Below are 18,455 nucleotides of genomic sequence, written 5' to 3'. Positions count from 1 at the left end.
CGGGGGACGGCCAGTCCCCCGGCGTCGCGGGACGCAAGGGTGCTCAGTCTTCGGCGGGGGTCTCGCGGCCCCTGAACCCGGTGGCCACCACGAATTTCTCGGACGAATCGCTGCGGCTGGCGGGGGGTTTCACGTTCGCGACCTTGGTGAAGTTCTTCTTCAGCATGGTCTGCATGTCGGTCTCGGCACCGCCCGCCAGGACCTTGGCGACGAAAGTGCCGCCCGGCTCCAGCACGTCGAAGGCCAGCTGCGCCGCCGCCTCGACCAGCGCCACGATCCGGTTGTGGTCGGTGTTCTTGTGCCCCGACGACGCCGCCGCCATGTCGGACATCACCACGTCCGCAGGTCCGCCCAGCCAGGCCTTGACCTTGTCGTCGGCCCCGTCCTCCAGAAAGTCCAGCACGTGGATCTCGGCCCCCGCGATCGGATCGACCTCCTGCAGGTCCAGACCCAGCACGCGCCCGACCTTCTTGCCCGATTTCGTGCCCAGGGCGTTCACACGGGCCACCGCCACCTGGCACCAGCCGCCGGGCGCGCAGCCCAGGTCAAGCACCCGCGCGCCGGGCACCAGAAAGCGGTACTTGTCGTCCAGCTCCAGGATCTTGTAGGCCGCGCGCCCGCGGTAGCCCTCGCGCTTGGCGCGGGCCACATAGGGGTCGTTCAGCTGCCGCTCCAGCCACAGGGTGGAGGACAGCTTGCGCCCCTTGGCCGATTTCACCCGCACGCGTAGATCGCGCGCACCGCGGCCGCTGGTCTTGCCGTCCCGGCTGGTCGGTGTCTTCGTCATCTCATGCCACTCCGTTCAAACCTTCCGGCGCCAGCACCCCATCGCGCACCATCTGGGCATAAAGCAACCCCTCGCGCAGGCCGCGATCCGCGACCGACAGCTTGTTCGTGGGCCAGACCCGCATCAGCGTCTGCAGGATCGCGGCGCCCGACATGATCAGCGCATGCCGTTCGCGCCCGATGCGCGGGTCCGTGCGCCGCCCCTCGGGGCCCAGCTGCAGATAGGAATGGATCACCCGGTCGATCTGGTCGCTGGTCATCTCCAGCCCGTCCACCTTGGTCCGGTCATAGCGGCGCAGGCCCAGGAAACTGGCCGCCACCGTGGTGACCGTCCCTGATGTGCCGATGATCTGGAATCCCTCGTCGGGCGATCCGTCCGCATAGGGGGTGAAATTCGCCAGCGCCTCCTCGAAGAACCACGACATCAGCGCAAAGCGGCCCTGGTCGTCCTCGACATCAGCGAACTGGTCGCGCAACGTCGCGACGCCCAACGGCACGCTGATCCAGTCGACCACGCGGGCGCCGCCCGGCTGCGGGTTCCCGAAGCCGTCCGACAGGCGCATGATCGCGCGCGGCCGCTCCTTGGGCTCCACATCCTCCAGGTCGATCCAGACCAGCTCGGTCGATCCGCCGCCGATGTCGACGACCATCAGCGTCTCGGTCTTGTGGCTGACCAGCGGCGCGCAGCTGATGACGGCCAGCCGTGCTTCTTCCTCGGCGCCGATGATCTCGATGGGCAGGCCGGTCTCGCGCCGGATCGTGCGCAGGAAATCGCGGCTGTTGCGCGCGCGCCGGCACGCCTCGGTCGCCACAAGGCGCATGTTGCGCACCTTGTGCTGATCAAGCTTGCGCTTGCACACCTGCAGCGCGTGCACGGTACGCGCCATCGAGCTGCGGGACAGGCGTCCCGAAGCTTCCAGCCCCTGACCAAGCTGAACCGGCTTGGAGAAGCTGTCGACGACCTGGAACTGACTGCCCGTCGGTCGGGCAATCAGCATCCGGCAAGAATTCGTTCCCAAATCCAGGGCAGCATACAGCGCCCCTTCATCAGGTTGTCGGGTGCCCGACGGCTCGACCGTATTTCTCGGGAACGCGTCCGCACCCGCAGGACGCTTGGGCGTCATAACACACGCCCTCCGATGACAAGTTGAACAAAACGTAACCTGCCATCGGCGACCATTCAAGGGGCCGCGACCGCCGCGGCCACTTGACGGGCGCGCGGGGGCGCGGCAACCAGAAGCGATGATCGACATCCGTCCCGTTGCCCATCCGATCGGCAAGATCCTGACCGCGATCGGTGGCATGATGCTGGCGCCGATGGTGGTCGACTGGTGGCATGGCGACCCGCACTGGATGGTGTTCCTGCAATCGGCGGTGATCACCATGGCGGCGGGCGTCTTCGTGGCGGTGGCGACGGCCGGGCGCTATGACCACCTGTCGCTGCATCAGGCGTTCCTGCTGACGTCGGGGATCTGGCTGGTCCTGCCCCTGTTCGGCGCCCTGCCCTTCATGCTGGGCGCGCCGAACGCGACCTTCACCGACGCGATGTTCGAATCGATGTCAGGCTTCACGACCACCGGCACCACGGTCCTGCCGCAGCTGGATTCGCTGGCGCGCGGCATCCACCTGTGGCGCGCGATCCTGCACTGGGCCGGGGGCCTGGGGATCGTCGTCGTGGCGATGGTCTTCCTGCCGGTGATGAAGGTCGGCGGCATGCAGTTCTTCCGGTCGGAAGGCTTTGACACGCTTGGCAAGGTCCTGCCCCGCGCCGGCCAGATCGCGACCGAGATGACGCAGCTGTACCTGATCCTGACCGGGGCCTGCATCATCACCTATCTGATCCTGGGCCTGACCGGGTTCGACGCCGTCGTGCAGGCGTTCAGCACGATCTCGACCGGGGGCTTCTCGAATTACGACGCCAGCTTCGGGGCGTTCCTGGGGCCTGCGGAATGGGCGTCGTCGATCTTCATGGTGCTGGCGTCGATCCCGTTCATCCGCATGGTCCAGCTGATGCGCGGCCAGGCGAAACCGCTGTGGCGCGACATCCAGGTGCGCGCCTATCTGCGCTGGATCGGCTATGCCTGCGTGATCATCCTGCTGTACCGCGTCCTGTGGCTGGGCCAGACCGGCCACCCCGAGGAGATGCTGCGGGAGACCGTGTTCAACGTCATCTCGACCTTCTCGGGGACCGGCTTCGCCTCCACCGACGTGACGCAGTGGGGCCATCTGCCGCTGATGATCCTGGTGATCTGCGGGCTGATCGGCGGCTGCACCGGATCGACCGGCTGTTCGGTCAAGGTCTTCCGCTATCTGGTCCTGTTCGAGGCCGTGCGCGCCCAGATCCGCCGGATGCATTCGCCCCACCGCGTCTACCCGCTGCGCTATGACGGCCAGCCGCTAGAACAGGACGTGGTCGATTCGGTCATGGCGTTCTTCACGCTGTTCTTCCTGACCTTCGGCCTGCTGATCGTGGGGCTGTCGCTGACCGGCCTGCATCCGCGCACCGCGCTGACCGCCGCCTGGACCGCCATCGCGAATATCGGCCCGGTCTGGGGCCCCGAGGTGACGCGCAACGGCTCGATCGCGGAATTTCCGACCTCGGCCAAGTGGCTGATGACCGTGGGAATGTTCCTGGGCCGGCTGGAGCTGGTGTCGGTCCTGGTCCTGCTGTTGCCGCGGTTCTGGCGCGACTAGGGCAGCGCGGTGGGCGCGGCGCCGGCATTCGCGCCGGGCCCGTGGCGGGTCAGGCTGTCGCTCAGTTCCGCCTGCAGGCGGGTCTGGGTTTCCGCGTCCGACGCCGGCCAGATCAGCACGAAGCCTTCAGCCCGGCCATCGCGGACCCAGCCTTCGGCGGCACCGATATGGGCGTCATTCGCGCCATGCAGGGTCACGTGGCCCGGCTTGACCACGCGATCGGGCCGGGGCACCCAGCCAAGCGCCGTGACCAGACCGGCCAGATCCAGCAGCTCCTGCTGGCCCCCCGGCTGGCTGAACAGGATCAGCGCCGCGCCCGATCCGTCCTTCGGACCATAGATCGACAGCGCCCGTTCGGCCCGGTCGAAGGTCAGCGCGCGCAGGGGGGCGGTGACCGTCAGCCCGGTCGCCGCGTCGACCAGCGGTGCCAGCCCCTGCGCCTCGGCCCAGGCCGCACGGCGTTCCGCCAGCAGCCGCAGCGCCGTGCCCGGATCGGTCGAGGCGCGGGTCTGGGTGATCTCGGCCTGGATCGCGGCGCGGGTGCGGGGACCGTCCTTGCCGTCGATCTGGCCGTCGTAACGCCCCGCCCACCGCAACGCGCGCTGGACCTGGTCCAGCGGCGGCAGGGGTTCGGGCGCGCCGGGCGCGGGCAGGTCCGGGGCCTGGCCCGCGTCCAGCGCCTCGCCCAGATCGGCGGCGCGGGCCAGCATGGCGTCGTCCGGGATCATGTCGGCCTTGGCCAGCACCGGCAGCCAGGCCGCGGCCGCATCCTCGGCCACCGGGCCAAGCGCCAACGCGAACCACCCGTCGGGCAGACGCCACAGCCCGGCCTCGGGGAAATCGGCCCGGATCCGCGCCAGCGCGGCGCGGGCCTCGGGTTCGGCCTGAACCGATTCCAGCCGCAGATAGGCGTCGGGCGGCGGCGGGGCCACCACAGCCGGGGCCGTCGCCGCGGCATCACCCACCGGCATCAGCGCGGTCCCCGGCGCGGGCGTGCTGACGAACGCGTCCTGGGGCACCTTGCCGGCCTGCTTCAGCCGCTCCAGCAGGGGCCCGGCGCGATCCTCGGGCAGCGGCCCGATGGCGATCCCCGTCCAGCCGCCCGGCAGGGCCAGCGTCACGACCCCGTCGAACCGGTCGGCCCATCCCTGCGCCGCCTGCGCCGCCGCCTGGGGATCGCGCTTGGCCTCCAGCCGGATCACCGCGCCCTGGGCCAGCGCCGCACCGGGCAGCGCCCCCGCCAGGACCAGTCCCATCACCAAGCGCAGAGGCGTCGTCATCCTGTCCATCCTGTCGCGGGTGTCCCCCCGCCGTCGGGCCTTCATTGACCCTGTTGCATCGCGCGCCTAGAAGACGCCTTGCCCGATCTACGCAAAAGGATGGCCCGATGACCAGCCCCAACCGACCCCGCAGTTTCCAGGAGATCATCTTGGCGCTGCAGACCTATTGGGCAGGCCAGGGCTGCGCCGTCCTGCAGCCCTATGACATGGAGGTGGGCGCCGGGACGTTCCACCCCGGGACCACGCTGCGCTCTCTTGGATCGCGGGCCTGGGCCGCGGCCTATGTCCAGCCGTCGCGCCGCCCCACCGATGGCCGGTACGGAGAGAACCCCAACCGCCTGCAGCACTACTATCAGTTCCAGGTCATCATCAAACCGTCGCCCCCCGACCTGCAGGAGCTGTATCTGGGCAGCCTGCGCGCCATCGGCCTTGACCCGATGGTCCATGACGTCCGCTTTGTCGAGGATGACTGGGAATCGCCTACGCTTGGCGCATGGGGCCTGGGCTGGGAGGTCTGGTGCGACGGCATGGAGGTCAGCCAGTTCACCTACTTCCAGCAGGTCGGCGGTCATGACTGCCGCCCCGTCTCCGGAGAGCTGACCTATGGCCTGGAACGCCTGGCCATGTACGTGCTGGGCGCGGAACACGTGATGGACATGCCCTTCAACGACCCGGACAGCCCGATCGCGCTGACCTATGGCGACATCTTCCGCCAGACCGAACAGGAATATTCGCGCTGGAACTTCGACCAGGCCGACACCGACATGCTGTTCCAGCATTTCAAGGACGCCGAGGCCGAATGCGCCCGCATCTTGGCCGCCGACCGCACCGACGGCGCGGGCCGCACCATCCCGATGGCGCATCCCGCCTATGACCAGGCGATCAAGGCCAGCCACCTGTTCAACCTGCTGGATGCGCGCGGTGTGATCTCGGTCACGGAACGCCAGGCCTATATCGGCCGGGTTCGGGCGCTGGCCAAGGGCTGCGCCGACCTGTTCCTGACCACCGATGCGGCGGGGTCGCCCGCGTGAACTGGGGCAAGGTCGCGGCGCTGGCCCTGCTGGGCAGCACCATTGCCGCGGGCGCGGGCATGTGGTACGCGCAGGAATACCTGTACTATGACCCGATCGACCCGAACGGCCCCGATGCCGCCATCGCGGTGACCACCCGTGCCGGCGAACGACCCCTGACCCTGACCGGGTTCGAGGGGATCGACGCCGACAGCAGCCCGCTGCGCTGGCGTGCCTGCGCCACGGTGGACACGGTTCCCGCCGATGCCCTGCCCTTCGGCGGCGCCACGCCCCTGAACGCACCCGGCTGGTTCGCCTGCTTCGACGCGGCGCGGATCGGCGGCGACCTGGAAAGCGGCGCCGCCCGCGCCGTGCTGTCGGTCAGCGAGATCCGCCCCGACGTGGACCGCGTGCTGGCCGTCTATCCCGACGGCCGCGTCTACGGCTGGCACCAATACAACGACAAGACCCCGGAACGCGGAGTGATGGACTGATGCCCGACCTGCTGATCGAGCTTTTCTCGGAGGAAATTCCCGCCCGCATGCAGGCCCGCGCGCGCGAGGACATCAAGCGCCTGGTGACCGACGGCCTGGTTCAGGCCGGCCTGACCTATGCCAGCGCCGGCGCCTTCAGCACGCCGCGCCGGCTTGCGCTGGCGGTCGAGGGCCTGACCGCCGCCAGCCCCACCACGCATGAGGACCGCAAGGGCCCCCGCACCGACGCCCCCGATGCCGCGCTGGAGGGGTTCCTGCGCTCCACCGGCCTGACCCGCGACCAGCTGCAGGCCCGCGACGACAAGAAGGGCCAGGTCTGGTACGCCACCGTCACCAAGCCCGGCCGCCCCGCCGCCGACATCGTGGCCGAGGTGCTGGAGACGACGATCCGCAATTTCCCTTGGCCCAAGTCCATGCGGTGGGGGACGGGCGGCCTGCGGTGGGTGCGCCCGCTGCATTCGATCCTGTGCATCCTGTCGGACGAGGCCGGCGCGACCGTCGTGCCGCTGACCGTCGACGGCATTGCAGCGGGCAACACCACCCGCGGCCATCGCTTCATGGCGCCCGACGTGTTCACTGTCAGCGGCTTTGACGACTATGCCGCCAAGCTGCGCCGCGCCCGCGTGATGCTGGACACCCAGGAGCGCGCCGCCGAGATCCGGTCGCAGGCCGACAACCTGGCCTTTGCCCGCGGCTGGCAGATCGTCCCCGACGACGCCCTGCTGGCCGAAGTCGCGGGCCTGGTCGAATGGCCCGTGCCCCTGATGGGCGTGATCGAGGACCGCTTCCTGGCCCTGCCCCCCGAGGTTCTGCAGACCTCGATGAAGGAGCACCAGAAGTTCTTCTCGGCCCGCAATCCGTCAACGGGCCGGATCGAAGGGTTCGTGACCGTCGCCAACATCCAGACGCCCGACGACGGCGCGACGATCCTGGCCGGCAACCAGCGCGTCCTGGCCGCGCGCCTGTCCGACGCGGCGTTCTTCTGGGAAAACGACCTGCGCGAGGCGAAATCGGGCATGGTGGCCTGGGCCGCGGGCCTGTCCTCGGTCACCTTCCACAACAAGCTGGGCTCGCAGGCCGACCGGATCGAACGCATCGCGGCCCTGGCCCGCGAGATCGCGCCCTTGGTCGGCGCCGATCCCGATCAGGCCGAACGCGCCGCGCGCCTGGCCAAGCTGGACCTGCGCTCGGCCATGGTCGGAGAGTTCCCCGAACTGCAGGGAACGATGGGCCGCTACTACGCGCTGGAGGCCGGCGAACCCGAGGCCGTCGCCGACGCCGCCCGCGACCACTACTCCCCCCTCGGCCCCTCCGACGCGGTGCCGACTGCGCCCGTCTCGGTCGCCGTGGCGCTGGCCGACAAGATCGACACGCTGACCGGCTTCTGGGCCATCGACGAAAAGCCGACGGGATCGAAGGATCCCTATGCGCTGCGTCGGGCGGCGTTGGGTGTTATCAGGCTGATCTTGAGCAACAACATCCGCATCCGCGTGAGTGAGGTAGTTATGGCACACAGCCTCCGTTTGCTGCCGGATACCTATAGTGAAGTACAAGAAGGTGGACGTGTAATAGACCGAGGCTCGCAAAAACAGATCCGCGCAAATTATGACATTGTTGCACTCGCTAAGGAGCACGGGCGTCGCGTCACGCTTCATTTTTGGAAGTTTGACGAGGAGGAAAAGCTAAGCTTGAACGCCTTCCTCCACGACCGCCTCAAGGTCTACCTTCGCGATCAGGGCATCCGCCACGACATCATCGACGCCGTGCTGGCGCAGGAGGGCAACGACGACCTCGTGCAGGTGGTGAACCGCGCCACCGCGCTGAACGCGATGCTGGCGACCGAGGACGGCCGCAACCTGACCCAAGGCCTGAAACGCGCCGGAAACATCCTGGCGCAGGCTGAGGAAAAAGACGGCGTCGAATACAGCTTCGGCGCCGACGTCAAGTTCGCGGAGACCGCAGAGGAACGTGCCCTCTTCACCGCGTTGGACACCGCCGAACCGGCGATCCGCCACGCCATGACCACGCAGGATTTCCCCGCAGCCATGACCGCCATCGCCGCCCTGCGCACGCCGATCGACGCGTTCTTCGAGGCCGTGCAGGTCAACACCGACAGCCAGATCGTCCGGCGCAACCGCCTGAACCTGCTCAGCCGCATCCGCGAGGCTGGTCGCCAAATCGCCGACTTCACCCGCATCGAAGGCTAAGGCACCACCAAACGAAAACGGCCCGGAGATTGCTCTCCGGGCCGTCTTTGCATGTCCGCCCTGCCGCAGGGGAGCCCGAGGGGACGGCACGTCCCCTTGGCGGGGGGTGCGGGGGGCTGGCCCCCCGCCCGCCGTCGCGGGACGCAGTCAGACCGCGCGTTCCACCATCATGTGCTTGATCGACGCGATGGCCTTGGCGGGGTTCAACCCCTTGGGGCAGGTGTTGGTGCAGTTCATGATCGTATGGCAGCGGTACAGCTTGAAGGGATCCTCCAGCTCGTCCAGACGCTCGCCCGTGGCCTCATCGCGGCTGTCGATGATCCAGCGATAGGCGTGCAGCAGCGCGGCCGGCCCCAGGTACCGATCGCCGTTCCACCAGTAGGACGGGCAGGCCGTCGAACAGGAGGCGCACAGGATGCATTCGTACAGTCCGTCCAGCTTCTTGCGGTCCTCGATCGACTGCTTCCACTCCTTGCCGGGGGTCGGCGTCTTGGTCTGCAGATAGGGGTTCACCGACGCGTGCTGCGCGTAGAAATGCGTCAGGTCCGGCACCAGGTCCTTGACCACCGGCATGTGCGGCAACGGATAGATCGCCACGTCGCCCTCGACCTCGTCGATGCCGAAGATGCAGGCCAGCTTGTTGCCGCCGTCGATCACCATCGCGCAGGACCCGCAGATCCCCTCGCGACAGGACCGACGGAAGGACAGGGTCGGGTCGATCTCTGCCTTGATCTTGATCAGGGCGTCCAGCATCATCGGCCCGCACTTGTCCAGATCGACGAAATACGTGTCCAGACGCGGGTTCTCGCCGGTCTCGGGGTCCCACCGATAGATCTTGAACTTCTTGACGTTGGTTGCGCCCTCGGGCTTGGGCCAGGTCTTGCCGACGCGGATCTGACTGTTCTTGGGCAGGGTGAACTGGACCATGGGTAGCTCCTTTCAGAGAGTGCCTTCGGACGGCACATGGGCCGCAAACAGGGGTTGCGACCGGGCCACCAGATCGGCCACCCGGTCGCGGGCATGAGGGTTCAGCGCCAGCCCGTTCAGGCGGCGCAGGAATTCGGTGGCGCCGGGCGTCAGACGCTCCATCGCGCGGGATTCCAGCGGCGGCAATGCGTCCAAACGCGCGTCAGGGACGCCCGCCAGCGACAGCAGCTGGCGGCCGGGACGATCGGCGTCCGCCTCGTCCTCAAGCCGCAGCCGGGTGACGGGAACAGTCGACAGCGCGCCGTCCAACCGCCGCAGCAGGTCGCCCCATCCGGGCAGTTCCGACGTCTGCGCGCGGAATTCGGGCAACGTCAGGGCATAGCCGTCGGTGCGCACGGCCTGCGCCCAGACCGACGGAAGCCACGCCGTCATCCGACGGGTATAGACCACCACATGCGGGGCAAAGCCGCGATCGGCCGCGACCTGCACCAGCGTCGCCAGCATCGCGGGCAGTGCCGGGAACAGACGGGTCTCTCCGCCGTTGCCGGGCATCGCACCGGCCAGATTCTCATGGGACAGGATCACCGGGCGGTCGTCGTCTGGCAGACCGTCCAGAACCGTCTCAAACGCCGCGACCAGCGTGGCGCGGTGATCATCGTCGGGTGCAAGGCTGCATGCGATGGCCGCACGTCCAAGCGGACGCATGGGCGTCCCTTCTTCGGGCGTGCGGATCACGACCGCGTCCGCCAGCGCCGGGGCCGAACGGCGCAGGAACCGCTGCAGGCTGGTGGTGCCGGTCTTCTGGACACCGACATGCAGGAACAGCGGACGGCTCACCGCGTCCCCCGCCAGCCGGGCTGGTCGGCCAGCGCGCGCTCGGGCATCTGGCCCGACCGGCGCTGGACGCAGCGGTTGAAGACGTCGGACGGATCGCGGCCGCGGATATAGTCGCTGCTGATCTCCAGCTCGACGCTGCCGAAGCCGCGCGTTCCCCCCGACCCCGAGCCGACGCCCATCGCGATGCTGCCACGGGGGCGTTCGGCCATTTCGGCGTCGCGCAGGCAGCTTCGTTCGGCCTGGTCCACCGGGACCGGACCGCAGGCCGCCACCACAGGCAGCAGACCCACGAAGATTGCCCGCGCGATCATCAGATCACGCCGTGCGCGCCGCGGCGGCGATGCACTGCGTCGTCGCCGGACGCGACACGATCGCGGCCACGCTGTCGGCAGTGCCGGTCACGCCCGAACGCGACATCTGCGCGATGTCGATCAGCTCGGCGGTCGAGGCGTTGTTGACCACGCAGTCGGTATAGGGCGTGACGTTGACGCCCGGCAGGCGGCGCTGCATCTCGCTGTCGACGACGTTGCGGGCGATCTGGCGCGACGCCGCGTCCAGCACGGTCGGCGCGGGCGCGACGCCGGGGGCGGTCGGCACGGCGGGGCCGGTCATGGGGACCGGGGCGACGCAGCCCGCCAGAGTGGCGGCGGCAATGCCGAAAGCGGCGATGAGATTGAAGCGCATCAGTAAACCCTTTTCTTCGGAGCGATCTTTTGCAGGTCGATCCCGCCTTCCTCGGCCGTGGTCAACGGCTCCAGGTGGACGGGGCGGTAGGCCAGTTTAACCTTGTTCCCATCGACCCAGGCAAGCGAATGCTTGCGCCAGTTGGCATCATCCCGCTCAGGGTAATCCTCGTGCGCATGGGCGCCGCGGCTCTCCTTGCGGGCCTCGGCCGCGACGATCGTTGTCAGGGCGTTGGGCATCAGGTTGGTCAGCTCCAACGTTTCCATCAGGTCCGTGTTCCAGATCAATCCGCGATCGGTGACCTTGATGTCATCCATCTTGCCCGCAATGCCCTCCATCTTGACCACGCCCTCGGCCAGGGTCTTGTCGGTGCGGAACACGGCGGCATCCAGCTGCATCGTGCGCTGCATCTGGTCGCGCAGCTCCGCGGTGGCCATGGTGCCATTGGCATGGCGCAGCCCGTCGAAACGGTCCAGCGCGCGGTCGACCTCAACCTTGTTGGTCGCGGGAACGGCACCGGCACGGTCCACGACCTCTCCGGCGCGGATCGCGGCGGCGCGACCGAACACCACCAGGTCGATCAGACTGTTCGACCCAAGACGGTTCGCACCATGCACCGACGCACAGCCCGCCTCGCCCACCGCCATCAGGCCGGGGAAGATCGCGTCTGGATTTTCTTCCGTCGGCGCAAGGACTTCGCCCCAATAGTTCGTGGGAATTCCACCCATGTTGTAGTGAACCGTCGGCAGGACCGGGATCGGCGCGCGGGTCAGGTCGACACCGGCAAAGATCTTGGCGCTTTCGCTGATGCCGGGCAGGCGCAGGTCCAGCGTCTCCGGCGGCAGGTGCATCAGGTTCAGGAAGATGTGGTCCTTGTCGGGACCGACGCCGCGACCCTCGCGGATCTCCATCGTCATGCAGCGGCTGACGACGTCGCGGCTGGCCAGGTCCTTGTAGGTGGGCGCATAGCGCTCCATGAACCGCTCGCCTTCCGAGTTCGTCAGGTAACCGCCCTCGCCCCGCGCGCCTTCGGTGATCAGGCAGCCCGAGCCATAGATGCCGGTCGGGTGGAACTGCACGAATTCCATGTCCTGCAGCGGCAGGCCCGCGCGGGCGACCATTCCGCCACCGTCGCCGGTGCAGGTATGGGCGCTGGTCGCGCTGAAATAGGCGCGGCCATAGCCGCCGGTCGCCAGCACCACCATCTTGGCGTTGAAGACGTGCATCGTGCCGTCATCCAGCTTCCAGCAGACGACGCCGGTGCAGCGGCCATCGGTGATGATCAGATCCAGCGCAAAATATTCGATGAAGAACTCGGCGTTGTTCTTCAGCGACTGGCCGTACAGGGTGTGCAGGATGGCGTGGCCGGTGCGGTCGGCCGCGGCGCAGGTGCGCTGGACCGGGGGGCCTTCGCCGTATTCGGTGGTGTGACCGCCGAAGGGGCGCTGATAGATGCGACCGTCCTCGGTCCGGCTGAACGGGACGCCGTAATGCTCCAGCTCGTAGACGGCCTTGGGGGCCTCGCGCGCCAGATATTCCATGGCGTCGGTGTCGCCCAGCCAGTCCGACCCCTTGACGGTGTCGTACATGTGCCACTGCCAGCTGTCGGGGCCCATGTTGGACAGCGACGCGGCGATGCCGCCCTGGGCCGCGACGGTGTGCGAGCGCGTCGGAAAGACCTTGGTCACGCAAGCCGTGCGCAGCCCCTGTTCGGCCATGCCGAGCGTCGCGCGCAGACCCGCGCCGCCGGCCCCGACGACGACCACGTCATAGTCATGAACGATTGTTTCGTAAGCTGCCATGTCGTCCTCAGATCGCGGGAAGGGTGAAGGCCATCTTGGCCAGCGCAAAGATGGCGGCGGCGATCACGCCCCAGCCAAAGATCGCGATGGCGACCATCGTCAGTTGCTGGGCGGTGCCGTGGACATAGTCCGCGATCGCCCCGCCCTGAGAGCCCTTGATGAAATGGATCATGCCCACGATGACGAACAGCGCGGTGATGATGCCGGGAAAGGGTCGGCCGAAATGGGCCACGACCTGATCCTGGGGCAGGCCGATGGCGCCGCCCACGGCGATCAGGAACAAGGGCGTCAGCACGATCAGCGCATAGCTGCTCATCGTGATGTTCCAGTGATGCGCGGTGCCGGCGCGGGCAGAGCCCAGACCCTGGGCGGCCTTGCGGGGGGTGATGTAACGCATGATGCCCTCAGCCGATGAAGAAGATGATCAGGCTCAGCACGGTCAGCGCGACCGAACCGATGATGATGGCCCAGGAGCCGCGCTTGGCCTCGTCGATCTCGAGGCCCAGGCCGTTGTCGTAGAACAGGTGACGCACGCCTGACAGCGCGTGGAACCACAGCGCCCAGGTCGAGCCGGTCATGATCAGGAAGCCCAGCCAGGACCGCAGGACCCAATCGGCCGTGGCGAAGGCGCCGGGGCTGCTGACCGCGGCGACCAGCCACCAGACCAGCAGCAGGATGCCAGCCGACAGCGCGTGGCCAGTGATGCGCGTCAGGATCGAGGTGACCGCGGGGATCGGCAGGCGATAGACCTGAAGATGGGGGGAAAGGGGCCGGTTGCCCCGGTTCACGTCGGCCATCGGCGGCCCTCCTTTGTCGGTTCAGCTTGTCCCGTCGCAGGGGCCCGGAAGGGACCGGGCTGGCCGCGCGGGCTGGCGATTGGTGCCGTTCTTGACGCTACAGATGCCATCTGTCATCCGCAGATACCACCCCGCGCGCGCAAATGACGCGGAAATGGGGCTTTGTGATCACAGGCACGGTGGCTGTGATCACAGGTTTCCCGCCGTTAGCGGCGGACATCGAAACGTCGCGACTCGACGCGCCGTCACACCGGCATCAGCGCCCAATAGTCCAGATCCATCAGCACGTCCGGCAGGTACTTGCCCTGATCGTCGCGCAGGATGCCGGCCGGCGCGCCGTTCCGTGTCGCGACCAGTCGCAGGCGGATCGCGCCGACGCCCGGCGCATCCGTCGGCGCACGGTCCAGCACCTGGGACCAGGCGCGCACCGTATCGCCGGCAAAGCATGGATTGGCATGCGCGCCGGCATTCAGCGCCACGATCATCTGCGCGTTGGCCAACCCGTTGAAGGACAGCGCGCGCGCCAGACTGATGACATGGCCGCCATAGATCAGTCGCCGCCCGTCGGGACGATGCGTGGCGTCAAAATGCACCTTGGCCGTGTTCTGCCACAGGCGGGTGGCCAGCATGTGCTCGGCCTCCTCGATGGTGACGGCGTCGACATGGTCGATGACCTCGCCCACGGCATAATCGCCCCACCGGTGCGGTTCCCCTGCCAGATCGAAGTCGTATTCGGCAAAGCTCAACCCTTCCGGCACGATCAGGTCGGCTGCGTCGACGCTGTCGGCCAGGTCGGGAACCACCGCCTCGGGCGCGGGGGACTGGGGGTCGCGCTTGCGGACCATGACCCACCGGACATAGTCCAGCACGACCTCCTCGACCTGGTTCAGGCCCTGGGTCCGCACCCAGACCACGCCCGACTGGCCGTTGGAGTTCTGCCGCAGGCCAATCACCTGGCTTTCGGCGCGCAGCGTGTCGCCCGGCCAGACCGGCCGCAGCCAGCGCCCCTGGGCGTATCCCAGATTGGCCACCGCGTTCAGGCTGACATCGGGCACCGTCTTGCCGAAGACCGTGTGGAAGGCCAGCAGATCGTCCAGCGGGCTGCCGTCCAGACCACAGGTGATCGCGAATTCGTCCGACGAATACAGCGCGTGCCGCGCCGGATAGAGCGCGTGGTACAGCGCCCGTTCGCCTTCCGCCACGGTGCGGGGCACGGCGTGGCGGATGGTCTGGCCGACGGTGTAATCCTCGAAGAACCGGCCGGGATTGGTCTTGGTCATTGCTGTCCCAGCTTCATGTCGGGGTGGTATTCGGCCTCGATCTCCTTGGTGACGGCCTGCCCCATGCGCATGACGCCCTTCACGGGATCATGGGCCATGGTGGGGCTTCCGTGCAGCGACCAGCCCTTGGACAGGGCCTCGCTGACGCGGTGGCAGAAGGTGGAGGTGTCGTCCTCGGTGATGCAGCGATAGATCAGGGGCATGTCAGGCTCCTCCGAAGGGCCAGGGGCCGATCCAGCCATGGATCAGGCCGATCACGATCATGACGATGACGGCGCCGACGGCGGCCATCGCCTCCTTGCGGGCGGGGAAGGGTCCGGTCGGGCGGACCCAAGGGGCGGCGCGGTTGATCGCCGCCATCTCGACGAAGGACCAGGCCAAGAGGCCGCCGAACAGGATGAAGGACGGCGTGTCGCCGTTCACCAGCAGATGCGCGCCCGCCCACAGGGCAAAGCCCCACAGCATCGGGTGGCGGGTCATCGCGGTCACGCGGGTCTTCATGCCGCTGGCCGCGAACAGATAGAGGGCCACCAGGACCAGCAGGTTGTTGATTCCCACCAGTGCCGGGTTCGGCCCCCAGAAGAACGCGCCCTCGGCCCCGCGATAGCCGATGACCATCAGGATGATCGACAGGACCAACAGGCCCGTGACCATGCCCTTGCCCCGCTCGCCCATCGAGGCGCGGCTGGCGGGGGCCACCCGCTTGTAGAGATGCGCCGCCCACCACAGGGCCACGCCTAGGATCAGGATCAGCATCTGGCTTTCCTCTTGCTGGAGCTTGTGGCGCGCAGACTGCCCTTATTGCGCCATGGCCGCAATCGCCTGCGCACGGTCCAGCGTCTGGCGCGCGGTGGCGACGTGCAGGTTCTCGACGATGCGGCCATCGACGACGGCGACACCCTGCCCCTGCGCGGTGGCCGCATCAAACGCCTCGATCTGGCGGCGGGCCAGGGCGACCTCCTCCTCGGTCGGCGCGAAGGCGGCGTTGGCGATGTCCAGCTGGGCGGGGTGGATCAGGGTCTTGCCGTCGAACCCCATGTCGCGGCCCTGTTCGCATTCCGCGCGCAGGCCGTCATCGTCCTTGAAGGCGTTGAAGACGCCGTCGACGATCACCACCCCATGCGCCTTGGCCGCCAGCAGGCACAGCCCCAGCCCGGCCATCATCGGCAGACGGTCGGCGCGAAAGCGGCTGCCCAGATCCTTGGCCAGGTCGTTCGTGCCCATCACCATCCCCGCCAGCCGCGGATGCGCCGCGATGGCGGCGGCGTTCAGCATGCCCAGGGGCGTCTCCATCATCGCCCACAGGGGCGTGTCGGGGATCAGCGTGGCCACGCGGTCCAGATCATCCGGGCCGTCCACCTTGGGGATCAGCACCGCATCGATGTCCAGCCCGGCGCAGGCGCTGGCATCGTCCGCGCCCCATTCCGTGGACAGCGCATTGATGCGCACGATCCGGGCACGGGGGCCGTAATCCTGCGTCAGGGCCTGGGCCAGCGCGTCGCGGGCGCCCGCCTTGGCATCGGGCGCCACCGCATCCTCAAGGTCGAAGATGATCGCGTCGGCGGCAAGGCCGCGGGCCTTTTCCATCGCACGGGCATTGGCGGCGGGGATATACAGAACCGAGCGGTAGGGACGAGCCATGAGAAGTCTCCGGGCAACAATGTTGCGCCTTGGTGCCGCGTTGCGCCATATATGGCAAGCGAAAAATGCCGCGCTGCGGCGATCAGCCCGCCAGCCCCTGCCAGATCAGCCGCAGCGACACCGCCAGCAGGCCCCAGGTGATCAGCCGATAGAACAGCGCGGGCGGAATGATCCGCACCAGCCGCAGCCCCACCCAGACCGCCGCCAGCGACACCGGCATCAGCACCGCCGCCGTGGCCAGGTTCGCCGGCGACAGTTGGCCCAAGGCGGCATAGGGGATCAGCTTGACCCAGTTGCCGATGGCAAAGAACCAGGTCGTCGTGCCCGCGTAGATCAGCGGCGACAGACGCAAAGGCTGGGCATAGACCTGCCACAGCGGCGCGCCCGCATGGCTGACGAAGCTGGTGTAGCCCGCAAGCCCGCCCCAGATGGTGGCCGCCCTGCCCCGCGCGGGCCGGGGCACGGCGTCCAGTGCCGACCGGATCAGCGCGTTCAACGCGAATCCCAAACCGATGACCCCCACGATCAACGTGACGCCACGCACAGGCACGACGCTGGCCGTCGCCCAGCCCACCGCGATTCCCGCCATCGCCCCGGGCAGCGCCAGCAGCAGCACGCGCCGGTCCAGGTTGCGGCGGAACGCGATCAGCCCGCCCACGTCGGACACCACGTAGATCGGCAGCAGCAGCCCCGCCGCCTGCACCGGCGACATCACCAGCGACATCAGCGGCACGCTGATGATGCCCACCATCGCCAGCCCGCCCTTGGACAGGCCCACCGCGATCGCCGCGATCACGGCCAGCGCCCAGCCCGCGCCCGACAATTCCAGCATGGGCCTCTCCCTGCACGACGTGCAATCTGTGGCCCGTGGCAGGGATGAAGACAAGTGTTAGCACAACCATGCCACCCGGCCGTGGGACCGTCTTGCGATTCCTTGCGCGACCGCTTACCCCTGCCGCAACTTTTCACCACCCAATCGGAGGTTATCCATGGCCCGACCCAAAATCGCACTGATCGGTGCGGGGCAGATCGGCGGCACGCTGGCGCATCTGGCCGCGATGAAGGAACTGGGCGACGTCGTCCTGTTCGACATCTCGGAAGGCACGCCGCAGGGCAAGGCGCTGGACATCGCGCAATCGGGCCCGTCCGAAGGATTTGACGCCCGCATGAAGGGCGCCAACGATTATGCCGACATCGCCGGCGCCGACGTCTGCATCGTGACCGCGGGCGTTCCGCGCAAGCCGGGCATGAGCCGCGACGACCTCTTGGGCATCAACCTCAAGGTCATGAAATCCGTGGGCGAGGGCATCGCCAAGCACGCCCCCGACGCCTTCGTGATCTGCATCACCAACCCGCTGGACGCGATGGTCTGGGCGCTGCGCGAGTTCAGCGGCCTGCCCCACAACAAGGTCTGCGGCATGGCCGGCGTGCTGGATTCGGCGCGCTTCCGCCACTTCCTGTCGTTGGAGTTCAATGTGTCGATGCGTGACGTGACGGCCTTCGTGCTGGGCGGCCATGGCGACACGATGGTGCCGCTGACCCGCTATTCCACCGTGGCCGGCATCCCGCTGCCCGACCTGGTCAAGATGGGCTGGACCACGCAGGAGAAACTGGACGGCATCGTTCAGCGTACCCGCGACGGCGGCGCCGAGATCGTGGGCCTGCTGAAGACCGGCAGCGCGTTCTATGCCCCCGCGACCAGCGCCATCGAGATGGCCGAGGCCTATCTGAAGGACCAGAAGCGCGTCCTGCCCTGCGCGGCGCATGTGGACGGTGCCTATGGCCTGAAGGGCATGTATGTCGGCGTGCCGACCGTGATCGGCGCCGGCGGCGTGGAAAAGATCATCGACATCAAGCTGGACCGCGACGAACAGGCGATGATGGACAAGTCGATCGAGGCCGTGAAGGGTCTGGTCGAGGCCTGCAAAGGCATCGATTCCTCGCTGGCCTGATCTTTCCTTGCGAAATCCCGGAACGGCGCGCCATGATCGGCGCGCCGTTTCCCGTTTCAGGTGT

At 67.9% G+C, this 18,455-nt stretch carries 20 protein-coding genes; 5 read left to right on the top strand and 15 right to left on the bottom strand.

The window, feature by feature from the left end; all coding sequences use genetic code 11:
* Window positions 1-43: 43 nt before the first annotated feature.
* Together F1642_RS02250 and F1642_RS02245 are read right to left on the bottom strand one after the other, a co-directional pair.
* On the bottom strand, window positions 44-787 hold the full coding sequence (locus tag F1642_RS02250) for an RlmE family RNA methyltransferase (RefSeq protein ID WP_045999420.1): 744 nt from the start codon (window positions 785-787) through the stop codon (window positions 44-46).
* 1 nt (window position 788) lies between these two features.
* Window positions 789-1,910, bottom strand: coding sequence for a Ppx/GppA phosphatase family protein (locus tag F1642_RS02245; protein ID WP_042245371.1), 1,122 nt, complete (start codon window positions 1,908-1,910; stop codon window positions 789-791).
* A 118-nt stretch (window positions 1,911-2,028) separates the two neighbouring features.
* Between F1642_RS02245 and F1642_RS02240 the strand changes: the two genes are divergently transcribed.
* Window positions 2,029-3,480, top strand: a complete 1,452-nt coding sequence (locus F1642_RS02240; RefSeq protein ID WP_194885355.1) for a TrkH family potassium uptake protein — start codon at window positions 2,029-2,031, stop codon at window positions 3,478-3,480.
* On the opposite strand, the gene F1642_RS02235 is transcribed toward F1642_RS02240, so the two are convergent.
* Window positions 3,477-4,760 (bottom strand): peptidoglycan-binding protein, encoded by a 1,284-nt coding sequence (locus tag F1642_RS02235; RefSeq protein ID WP_255522043.1) that lies wholly within the window; start codon window positions 4,758-4,760, stop codon window positions 3,477-3,479. The two genes, F1642_RS02240 and F1642_RS02235, sit on opposite strands and share 4 nt — an antisense overlap.
* A gap of 107 nt (window positions 4,761-4,867) precedes the next feature.
* Between F1642_RS02235 and F1642_RS02230 the strand changes: the two genes are divergently transcribed.
* Genes F1642_RS02230 through glyS form a run of 3 tightly spaced genes read left to right on the top strand, consistent with a single transcriptional unit; the run spans window position 4,868 to window position 8,471 of the window.
* The gene (locus F1642_RS02230; RefSeq protein WP_045999422.1) at window positions 4,868-5,791 is read left to right on the top strand and encodes a glycine--tRNA ligase subunit alpha; all 924 of its coding nucleotides are present in this window, start codon (window positions 4,868-4,870) and stop codon (window positions 5,789-5,791) included.
* Window positions 5,788-6,264, top strand: a complete 477-nt coding sequence (locus F1642_RS02225) for a DUF6446 family protein (protein ID WP_194885354.1) — start codon at window positions 5,788-5,790, stop codon at window positions 6,262-6,264. Before F1642_RS02230 ends, F1642_RS02225 begins: the two co-directional genes overlap by 4 nt.
* The gene (glyS, locus tag F1642_RS02220; protein ID WP_194885353.1) at window positions 6,264-8,471 is read left to right on the top strand and encodes a glycine--tRNA ligase subunit beta; all 2,208 of its coding nucleotides are present in this window, start codon (window positions 6,264-6,266) and stop codon (window positions 8,469-8,471) included. The genes F1642_RS02225 and glyS overlap by 1 nt, the downstream gene beginning before the upstream one ends.
* A gap of 147 nt (window positions 8,472-8,618) precedes the next feature.
* On the opposite strand, the gene F1642_RS02215 is transcribed toward glyS, so the two are convergent.
* The 12 genes from F1642_RS02215 to F1642_RS02160 form a co-directional block, all read right to left on the bottom strand.
* Window positions 8,619-9,398: a succinate dehydrogenase iron-sulfur subunit gene (locus F1642_RS02215; RefSeq protein ID WP_194885352.1), complete on the bottom strand. Its 780-nt coding sequence runs from the start codon at window positions 9,396-9,398 to the stop codon at window positions 8,619-8,621.
* 12 nt (window positions 9,399-9,410) lie between these two features.
* Window positions 9,411-10,235: a hypothetical protein gene (locus F1642_RS02210; protein ID WP_194885351.1), complete on the bottom strand. Its 825-nt coding sequence runs from the start codon at window positions 10,233-10,235 to the stop codon at window positions 9,411-9,413.
* Entirely contained in the window at window positions 10,232-10,546 is a 315-nt protein-coding gene (locus F1642_RS02205) for a hypothetical protein (RefSeq protein ID WP_194885350.1), read from the bottom strand. Before F1642_RS02205 ends, F1642_RS02210 begins: the two co-directional genes overlap by 4 nt.
* A 4-nt stretch (window positions 10,547-10,550) precedes the next feature.
* Complete coding sequence (locus F1642_RS02200; RefSeq protein ID WP_052715122.1) at window positions 10,551-10,919, bottom strand: hypothetical protein; 369 nt, start codon at window positions 10,917-10,919, stop codon at window positions 10,551-10,553.
* A complete protein-coding gene (sdhA, locus tag F1642_RS02195; protein ID WP_045999428.1) occupies window positions 10,919-12,721 on the bottom strand; it encodes a succinate dehydrogenase flavoprotein subunit in 1,803 nt (600 codons plus the stop codon). The genes F1642_RS02200 and sdhA overlap by 1 nt, the downstream gene beginning before the upstream one ends.
* Before the next feature lie 7 nt (window positions 12,722-12,728).
* Window positions 12,729-13,118 (bottom strand): succinate dehydrogenase, hydrophobic membrane anchor protein, encoded by a 390-nt coding sequence (locus F1642_RS02190; RefSeq protein ID WP_045999429.1) that lies wholly within the window; start codon window positions 13,116-13,118, stop codon window positions 12,729-12,731.
* 7 nt (window positions 13,119-13,125) lie between these two features.
* Entirely contained in the window at window positions 13,126-13,518 is a 393-nt protein-coding gene (gene sdhC / locus F1642_RS02185; protein WP_045999430.1) for a succinate dehydrogenase, cytochrome b556 subunit, read from the bottom strand.
* 245 nt (window positions 13,519-13,763) lie between these two features.
* The gene (locus F1642_RS02180; RefSeq protein WP_194885349.1) at window positions 13,764-14,798 is read right to left on the bottom strand and encodes a MaoC family dehydratase; all 1,035 of its coding nucleotides are present in this window, start codon (window positions 14,796-14,798) and stop codon (window positions 13,764-13,766) included.
* Complete coding sequence (locus F1642_RS02175; RefSeq protein WP_194885348.1) at window positions 14,795-15,001, bottom strand: DUF1737 domain-containing protein; 207 nt, start codon at window positions 14,999-15,001, stop codon at window positions 14,795-14,797. The genes F1642_RS02180 and F1642_RS02175 overlap by 4 nt, the downstream gene beginning before the upstream one ends.
* 1 nt (window position 15,002) lies before the next feature.
* Entirely contained in the window at window positions 15,003-15,554 is a 552-nt protein-coding gene (locus F1642_RS02170) for an NnrU family protein (RefSeq protein ID WP_194885347.1), read from the bottom strand.
* A gap of 42 nt (window positions 15,555-15,596) precedes the next feature.
* Entirely contained in the window at window positions 15,597-16,439 is an 843-nt protein-coding gene (locus tag F1642_RS02165; protein WP_194885346.1) for a CoA ester lyase, read from the bottom strand.
* Window positions 16,440-16,521: 82 nt separating this feature from the next.
* Window positions 16,522-17,262 (bottom strand): sulfite exporter TauE/SafE family protein, encoded by a 741-nt coding sequence (locus F1642_RS02160; RefSeq protein ID WP_194885477.1) that lies wholly within the window; start codon window positions 17,260-17,262, stop codon window positions 16,522-16,524.
* A gap of 166 nt (window positions 17,263-17,428) precedes the next feature.
* Here F1642_RS02160 and mdh point away from each other — a divergent pair, with 166 nt between their 5' ends.
* Window positions 17,429-18,391 (top strand): malate dehydrogenase, encoded by a 963-nt coding sequence (gene mdh, locus F1642_RS02155; protein ID WP_045999436.1) that lies wholly within the window; start codon window positions 17,429-17,431, stop codon window positions 18,389-18,391.
* The last annotated feature ends 64 nt before the right edge of the window (window positions 18,392-18,455 follow it).

It is taken from the genome of Paracoccus sp. NBH48 (assembly GCF_015390265.1).
In the GTDB taxonomy this organism is placed as follows: Bacteria; Pseudomonadota; Alphaproteobacteria; order Rhodobacterales; family Rhodobacteraceae; genus Paracoccus; species Paracoccus marcusii.
The sequence above is the reverse complement of the archived record's forward strand: the minus strand, read 5'-3'. Positions and strand labels throughout refer to the sequence as shown.

Excerpts from the sequence above, each read along its gene's own strand:
- F1642_RS02250 (WP_045999420.1), bottom strand. The coding sequence starts at position 787 with ATGACGAAGACACCGACCAGCCGGGACGGCAAGACCAGCGGCCGCGGT.
- F1642_RS02245 (WP_042245371.1), bottom strand. The coding sequence starts at position 1,910 with ATGACGCCCAAGCGTCCTGCGGGTGCGGACGCGTTCCCGAGAAATACG.
- F1642_RS02240 (WP_194885355.1), top strand. The coding sequence starts at position 2,029 with ATGATCGACATCCGTCCCGTTGCCCATCCGATCGGCAAGATCCTGACC.
- F1642_RS02235 (WP_255522043.1), bottom strand. The coding sequence starts at position 4,760 with ATGACGACGCCTCTGCGCTTGGTGATGGGACTGGTCCTGGCGGGGGCG.
- F1642_RS02230 (WP_045999422.1), top strand. The coding sequence starts at position 4,868 with ATGACCAGCCCCAACCGACCCCGCAGTTTCCAGGAGATCATCTTGGCG.
- glyS (WP_194885353.1), top strand. The coding sequence starts at position 6,264 with ATGCCCGACCTGCTGATCGAGCTTTTCTCGGAGGAAATTCCCGCCCGC.
- F1642_RS02215 (WP_194885352.1), bottom strand. The coding sequence starts at position 9,398 with ATGGTCCAGTTCACCCTGCCCAAGAACAGTCAGATCCGCGTCGGCAAG.
- F1642_RS02205 (WP_194885350.1), bottom strand. The coding sequence starts at position 10,546 with ATGATCGCGCGGGCAATCTTCGTGGGTCTGCTGCCTGTGGTGGCGGCC.
- F1642_RS02200 (WP_052715122.1), bottom strand. The coding sequence starts at position 10,919 with ATGCGCTTCAATCTCATCGCCGCTTTCGGCATTGCCGCCGCCACTCTG.
- sdhA (WP_045999428.1), bottom strand. The coding sequence starts at position 12,721 with ATGGCAGCTTACGAAACAATCGTTCATGACTATGACGTGGTCGTCGTC.
- F1642_RS02190 (WP_045999429.1), bottom strand. The coding sequence starts at position 13,118 with ATGCGTTACATCACCCCCCGCAAGGCCGCCCAGGGTCTGGGCTCTGCC.
- sdhC (WP_045999430.1), bottom strand. The coding sequence starts at position 13,518 with ATGGCCGACGTGAACCGGGGCAACCGGCCCCTTTCCCCCCATCTTCAG.
- F1642_RS02180 (WP_194885349.1), bottom strand. The coding sequence starts at position 14,798 with ATGACCAAGACCAATCCCGGCCGGTTCTTCGAGGATTACACCGTCGGC.
- F1642_RS02175 (WP_194885348.1), bottom strand. The coding sequence starts at position 15,001 with ATGCCCCTGATCTATCGCTGCATCACCGAGGACGACACCTCCACCTTC.
- F1642_RS02170 (WP_194885347.1), bottom strand. The coding sequence starts at position 15,554 with ATGCTGATCCTGATCCTAGGCGTGGCCCTGTGGTGGGCGGCGCATCTC.
- F1642_RS02165 (WP_194885346.1), bottom strand. The coding sequence starts at position 16,439 with ATGGCTCGTCCCTACCGCTCGGTTCTGTATATCCCCGCCGCCAATGCC.
- mdh (WP_045999436.1), top strand. The coding sequence starts at position 17,429 with ATGGCCCGACCCAAAATCGCACTGATCGGTGCGGGGCAGATCGGCGGC.